Annotated in this window: 4 protein-coding genes and 1 pseudogene; 4 read left to right on the top strand and 1 reads right to left on the bottom strand. The window is 75.4% G+C overall.

The window, feature by feature from the left end; genetic code table 11:
- Window positions 1-881, top strand: a pseudogene (locus tag ACFFIA_RS30265) (hypothetical protein); the annotation flags it as partial.
- Window positions 882-984: 103 nt separating this feature from the next.
- Here the strand turns inward: ACFFIA_RS30265 and ACFFIA_RS30260 are convergent.
- Window positions 985-2,514, bottom strand: coding sequence for an Hsp70 family protein (locus ACFFIA_RS30260; protein WP_377257261.1), 1,530 nt, complete (start codon window positions 2,512-2,514; stop codon window positions 985-987).
- A gap of 310 nt (window positions 2,515-2,824) precedes the next feature.
- Between ACFFIA_RS30260 and ACFFIA_RS30255 the strand changes: the two genes are divergently transcribed.
- From ACFFIA_RS30255 to ACFFIA_RS30245, 3 genes are read left to right on the top strand one after another with little or no spacing between them, the layout of a single operon-like run.
- Window positions 2,825-3,604: a glycerophosphodiester phosphodiesterase family protein gene (locus ACFFIA_RS30255; protein ID WP_377257258.1), complete on the top strand. Its 780-nt coding sequence runs from the start codon at window positions 2,825-2,827 to the stop codon at window positions 3,602-3,604.
- Entirely contained in the window at window positions 3,601-4,968 is a 1,368-nt protein-coding gene (locus ACFFIA_RS30250) for an MFS transporter (RefSeq protein ID WP_377257255.1), read from the top strand. Before ACFFIA_RS30255 ends, ACFFIA_RS30250 begins: the two co-directional genes overlap by 4 nt.
- A gap of 51 nt (window positions 4,969-5,019) precedes the next feature.
- On the top strand, window positions 5,020-6,693 hold the full coding sequence (locus ACFFIA_RS30245; protein ID WP_377257252.1) for an acyl-CoA dehydrogenase family protein: 1,674 nt from the start codon (window positions 5,020-5,022) through the stop codon (window positions 6,691-6,693).
- Window positions 6,694-6,702 lie beyond the last annotated feature (9 nt).

Below are 6,702 nucleotides of genomic sequence, written 5' to 3'. Positions count from 1 at the left end.
CACCGGTGCGCCCAACCCATGACCGGATCGAGCGAAACAAGGGTGCACCAATGAGCGACCACGGCTGGTGGCCAGACGACATCGACCCCGAGTCGTCGCCCGACCTCGACCTGCCGCCGGACCTGGCGTCCACCGCGGACTTCGACTTCACCGAGGCCGAGACCGCCGACCTGAGCGACTTCGACCACCTGGGCCCCGACGAGTCCCTCGACTCGATGGTCGACGCCGCGGACCCCACCGCGCCCCCGATCGCCCCGCCCACGCCGCCGATCGACCCCGCCGGCGACTCCACGGTCGACGTGCCCGGCGGCCCGGAACCGGACGGCCTGGACAGCTTCGAGGGCGTCGGCATCGACGCCCAGGGCGTCGCCGACGCCGGTGGTGGCCCGGACGGCTCCGACGGTCTGGACGGCGGCGAGGGCGACCCGGACGGATCCGACGGCGGTGGCGGCGACGACCCGGACGGACCCGACACCGGCGGCAGCGGTGGTGGCGGTGGCGATGGCCCGGACGGTCCCGCTGGTGGCGGCGACGACAGCCTGGATCCCGGCGACGCCTCCGACGACGGCGTCACCCCGGTGGGCGCCGACCCCGACCTGGACGCGCACGCCGACACCTGGACCGAGCAGTCGTTCCCCGAGCCGCTCGACCTGGAGACCCCCGAACCCGTCGACGGCTTCCCCTGGACCGACCCGACCACGCTGGGCTCGGCCCCGCTGCCCGACGCCGACGCCGCCTACCAGGGCGCCCCCGAGCCGAGCGACCTGGCCGCCTACGCCGGGCAGGAGCTGCCGTCCGGCGCCGACCCGTGGACCGCGCTGTCCGCCTCCGACGACCCGGCCACCAGCTCCCTGGCCCGCTGGTGGTCTCCCGAAGCCTGAGCCGCGCCGGCCCTCCGCGCGCGGTGCACGGCGGTGCCGGCGCGGGAGGGCGCGGAGGGCAAGCGCCGAGCGTGGGACCGTGGGCAACCGACGGCGCGGCCGGTCAGGCGGCCAGAGCGATCAGCACCACGACCGCGATGAGGACCATCGCGCCGAGCGCGACCGTCCACACCAGAGCGGCCTCCTCGTACCAGGCGCGGCCGGCCCGTGGGGCCACCGCCGGCGGGCGGGGCGGCATCACCGGTGCCACGGGCGCGGAGTGCGGCGGCCGGGGCGCCGCGCGGGGCGGGGACACCGGCGTGGCGCTGACCGGAGACGGCGCGGCCGGACGGGCGATCACCGGTGGCCGGGGCGGCGGGACCGGCGCGCCGGGGGGCCGGCCCGTGGGTGCGGCCGGTGGGCGGGCGACGGGCGCCGGGCCGGCCGGTGCCGCCGCCGGGGGCGGATGGGCCACCGGGCGGGCGACCGGCTGCGCGATCACCGGCGGGCGGGGCGGCGCGAGCACCGGGGCGCGCGGCGGTGGGGCGACCGGGCGGGGTACGCCGGAGTGCACCGGCCCGGCCGCGCTGGCCGGGGCGCCGAAGAACAGCGCGCCCTCGGCCACCACCGTCTCCGGCTGCTCCAGCGTGGTGGGGGCCACGCCCAGCTCGGTGTGGAGCAGGTGGGCGGCGAGCGGGATGCGGCTGGAGCCCCCGACCAGGAAGATGCCGACCAGGTCGGGCGGGGCGAGCCGGGCGGCGGTGATGGTCTGGGCGAGACAGTGGACGGTCTGCAGCATGTACGGCCGGATCAGCCCGTCGAACTCGTCGCGTGTGATGTGCGCGGAGATGTCCAACGCCGGCAGGTGCACGTCGGCGCTGGTGGTGCGGGAGAGCATCTCCTTGGCGCCGCGTACGTCGTCGTAGAGCAGCGCCCGCTGCCGCCGCTGCCCGGAGTCGGCGGGGGCGACCAGGCTGTTCCACAGGGTGGTGCGGGACTCCGAGTAGCCGCGCCCCAGGTGCTCCACGAGCGCCTGGTCGAAGTCGAGGCCGCCCAGGTCGGACAGGCCCGCCTCGGCCAGCACCTCGAAGCCGGTGGGCGTACGGCGCACCACCGCGGCGTCGAAGGTGCCGCCGCCCAGGTCGTAGATGGCCAGCGCGCGCCCCACCGGCATCGCGCTGCCCAGCACGGCGGTGTAGTACGAGGCGGCGGCGACCGGCTCGACGACAAGGCGGGGCGTGGGCAGGCCGGCCGCGCGTACCGACTCGGCCAGCACCGCCCGGCGCCGCTCGCCCCACCGGGCCGGATGCGTGACGCGCACCTCCTCGACCGCCCCGCCCAGGTGCCGGCGCGCCTCGGCGGCGATGTGGCCGAGCACGGCGGCGATCACGCGGGGCACCGGCAGCTCCTGCTCGCCGAGTAGCACCACGCCGTCGTCGATACGCCGCTTGGGGTTGGGCTCGAAGCGGGCCGGGTCGAGCCGCGCCGAACGCTCGGCGTCGCGGCCCACCAGCACCTTGCCGTCCGGGTTGAGGTAGACGGCGGACGGCAGCAGCGGCGAGCCGTCGAACAGCAACGGCCGGGCGCGACCGTCCGCGCCGCGGACCATCGCGACCGTGTTCGACGTGCCGAAGTCGATGCCGAGCACCCGCATGGCCGTCACCCTACCGTCGCCGGCGACATGCATACTGCACGCCGTGAGCGCGAGGAGTGAGCTTCGACGGCCTGGACCGCGCCGCGGCGGCCCGCACGCGAGCCCCGCAGCCGCGAACGAAAGACAGACACAGTGAGCGCGAGGAGTGAGCTTCGACGGCCTGGACCGCGCCGCGGCGGCCCACACGCGAGCCCCGCAGTCGCGAACGAAAGACAGACACAGTGAGCGCGAGGAGTGAGCTACGACCGCCCGCCCGGCGCCGGTGCGAAGTCTTCGTGCAGGCCGCCGGCCGGCACGAAAGGCGGGCACAGTGAGCCGGCCAGGTGCCTACCTCGACCGGCCGGTCCCGCTGGCCTTCGCGCACCGTGGGGGCGCGGCCCGGGGGGACGAGAACACCGCCGAGGCGTTCGCGCGTGCCGTCGCGCTCGGTTACCGGTACGTGGAGACCGACGTGCACGCCACCGCCGACGGGGTGGCGGTGGTCTTCCACGACGCCACGCTCGACCGGGTCGCCGGGCGGCCGGGGCGGGTCGACCAGCTGCGGTGGGCCGACCTGGCGAGCGTGCGCGTGGGGGGCGCGTCCGCCGTACCCCGGCTCGACGACGTGCTGGACGCGTGGCCGCTGATCCGGTTCAACATCGACGTGAAGGCGGACAGCGGCGTCGAGCCGGCGGTCGAGACGGTGCGCCGCGCGGGCGCCGGCGGTCGGGTCCTGATGGCGTCGTTCAGCGACGCGCGGCTGGTGCGGATTCGTACCCTGGCGGGTCCGGACGTGGCGACGTCGCTGGGCATGCGGGCGGTGGCCCGGCTGCGCGTGGCGTCGCTGACCGGGCAGCGGCTGGTGCTGCCGCCGACGGCGGTGGCCGCGCAGGTGCCGGTGCGGTACGGGCGGCTGCCGGTGGTCGACCGCCGGTTCGTGCGGTGCGCGCACCGGCTCGGGCTCCAGGTGCATGTGTGGACGGTCGACGACCCCGCCGAGATGCACCACTTACTTGATCTTGGTGTTGATGGCATCATGACGGATCGCGTCGATGTGCTGCGCGAGGTCTATGTCAGCCGGGGCGTGTGGCACGACGAAGGGGCCCAGTGACGATCACCGAGAGCACCAGCACCAGTACGCGTCGCGAGCGCACCGGCTGGTACTTCTACGACTGGGCCAACTCGGCGTTCCAGACCACCGTCATCGCGGTCTTCCTCGGGCCCTTCCTGACCGCGGTGGCCGAGCAGGCGGCCGGCTGCGGGCTCGGCGCCGACGAGTGCGAGGGCACGGTCCGCCCACTGGGCATCACCGTGGCCGCCGGCTCCTTCTACCCGTACGTGGTGTCGCTGTCGGTGCTGCTCACCGTCTTCGTGCTGCCGGTGATGGGCGCGGTGGCCGACCGGTCGGCGCACAAGAAGCGGCTGCTGGCCGGGGCGGCGTTCACCGGCGCGGCCGCCACCTGCGGGTTCGCGTTCGTGACCGGCGACCGGTACCTGCTCGGCGGCGTGCTCTTCCTCATCGCCAACATCTCCTTCGGCGCGAGCATCGTCGTCTACCACTCGTACCTGCCCCAGCTCGGCGGCCCCGACGAGCGCGACGACATCTCCAGCCGCGGCTGGGCGCTGGGCTACCTGGGCGGCTTCCTGCTGCTGGCGCTCAACCTGGTCGCGGTGCAGCTGTTCAGCGTCGAGGGCGACGACCAGCGCACGCTCGACATCGCGCGGTGGTCGATCGTGTCGGCGGGCGTGTGGTGGGGGCTGTTCACGCTCGTGCCGATGCGGTGGATGCGCGAGCACCCCGCGCTGCACGCCAGCCACGGCGGCAACGTCGTCACCGACGGCTTCCGCCAGCTCGGCCGCACGATCAAGGGCATGCGGGCGTACCCGCTCACGCTCTTCTTCCTGCTCGCCTTCCTGGTCTACAACGACGGCATCCAGACGGTGATCGCGCTGGCCAGCCAGTTCGGCAGCGAGGAGCTGGGGCTGGAGACCAACACGCTGATCATCACGATCCTGGTGGTGCAGCTGACCGCGTTCTTCGGCGCGCTCGCGCTGGGCCGGCTTGCCGGGCGGATCGGCGCGCGCAAGACGGTGCTGCTGAGCCTGGTGCTGTGGACGGCCGTGGTGGTCGCCGCGTACTGGCTGCCCGGCGAGGCGCCCCTGCCGTTCATCGGACTCGGCGCGGCGATCGGCATCGTGCTCGGCGGCAGCCAGGCGCTGAGCCGGTCGCTGTTCAGCCAGCTCATCCCCAAGGGCAAGGAAGGCGAGTACTACGGCTTCTACGAGATCAGCGACAAGGGCACGAGCTGGCTGGGGCCGCTGGCGTTCGGGCTGGTGTTCCAGCTGACCAACAGCTACCGGGTCGGCATCGTCGCCCTTGTCGCGTTCTTCGCGGTCGGCTTCGTGCTGCTCATGCTGGTGCCGATGCGCCGCGCGATCGTGGCCGCCGGCAACGTGCCACCGCGCGTGCTGTAGGGCCTCCCCGCCGGGCCCGCGTGGAACGCGCGAGCCCGGGTAGGGTCGGGCATGGACCGTTTCGTGCAGGCCGTACCCCCGCCCGCCGACCCGTACACCGCCGATCCGCTCCTGCGCTCCTGGCTCGACCGCGTCCTGGGCCCCGCCGGCCACGCCGCCGCCAAGGCCCGCCTCACCGCCCTCGCGGCCGACGTCGTCGGCCCGCTACGCGCCGCGCACACCGACGCCGAGACAAACCCGCCAAACCTCATCCGGTACGACCCGTGGGGCGCCCGGGTCGACCGGATCCAGACCTCGGCGGGCTGGGAGCGGCTGCGCGCGGCCGCCGCCAGCCACGCGGTCGTCGCCCTGCCGTACCTGCCCGAGGCACGCGCCACCTGGGGCGCCGCCGCACGGGTCGTGCAGCACGCGCTCCTGCACCTGTACGGTCCGGAGTCCGCCACCTTCTCCTGCCCGGTCGCCATGGCCGACGGCGCCGCCGCGCTGCTGTCCCGCCCCGAGGTCGACCCCGCCGTACGCGACGCGTGGCTGCCCCGCCTCGTCTCCACCGACCCCGGGGTCGCCGTCACCAGTGGACAGTGGATGACCGAGTCGCAGGGCGGCTCCGACCTGTCCCGCTCGTCCACAGTGGCCACGCTGGTCGACGGGGAGTGGCGGCTGCGCGGCGAGAAGTGGTTCTGCTCGGCCGCCGACTCCGCCATGGCCGTCGCGCTGGCCCGCCCCGAGGGCGCCGGCCCGGGCAGCCGCGTGCTCGCCCCTTTTCTGGTCCCTCGCTACGACGCCGCCGGCGCCACCGCCCCCGGCGTGCGCGTGCACCGCCTCAAGGACAAGCTCGGCACGCGTGCCCTGCCCACCGCCGAGATCGGCCTGCGCGACGCGCTCGCGTACCCGCTGGGCGACCCCACGCGGCCGGGGCTGGCCCGCGCGATGACCCTCGTCGTGGTCACCCGCCTGCACAACGCCGCGGCCGCCGCCGCGGGCATGCGCCGGGGCCTGGCGTACGCGCTCGCCTTCGCCGCCCACCGCACCGTGGCCGGCGGCCCGCTCGCCGGCTCGCCGCTGCACCGCGCCACACTGGGCACGCTGGCGGTCGACGCGGCCGGGGCGTACGCGCTGGCGGCACACGCGTTCGCGCTGCTGGGCCGGGTCGAGGTGGGCGCCGACCCGATCGCCACCGCCGAGCTGCGCATCGTCGCCCCGCTGGCCAAGCTGGTGACCGGTCGGCTGGCCGTCGCGTCCGCCAGCGAGTACGTGGAGAGCTTCGGCGGGGCCGGCTACGTCGAGGACACCGGCGTGCCCCGCCTGCTCCGCGACGCCCAGGTGCTCCCGATCTGGGAGGGCACCACCAACGTGCTCGCCCTGGACGCCATCCGCGCCACCGTCCGCGACGACGCCGCGACCCCGCTGCTGGCCCGCCTGGACGCCGCCCAGGTCATCGCCCGCGGCATGTCACCGGCCCTGGCCGAGCAGCTCGCCACCGCCACCGCGACCATCCGCGCGGACCTGGCCGAGGCGTCCGCCGACCCGACCGCCGCCCCCGTGGTGGCCGGCGCCCGCGGCCTCGCCCTGCGCATGGGGCACGCTTTGGCCGCCGCCCTCCTCGTCGAACACGCCATCACCGGCGACGAGCAGGCCGAGGTGGCCGCCCGCCTGTGGGCCCGCCGCTGGCTGCGCCACGACGACATCTCGGTGGACGCCCACCAACACCTGGACGTGCTCGCCTAGTCAGCCCGC

The organism is Phytohabitans kaempferiae, assembly GCF_042433955.1.
GTDB lineage: Bacteria > Actinomycetota > Actinomycetes > Mycobacteriales > Micromonosporaceae > Phytohabitans > Phytohabitans kaempferiae.
Note: the sequence above shows the minus strand (reverse complement) of the source record. Positions and strands in the feature narration are given on the sequence as shown.

What these genes read in the sequence shown, in the direction of transcription:
- ACFFIA_RS30245 (WP_377257252.1), top strand. Translation starts at nt 5,020, where the DNA reads ATGGACCGTTTCGTGCAGGCCGTACCCCCGCCCGCCGACCCGTACACC.
- ACFFIA_RS30260 (WP_377257261.1), bottom strand. Translation starts at nt 2,514, where the DNA reads ATGCGGGTGCTCGGCATCGACTTCGGCACGTCGAACACGGTCGCGATG.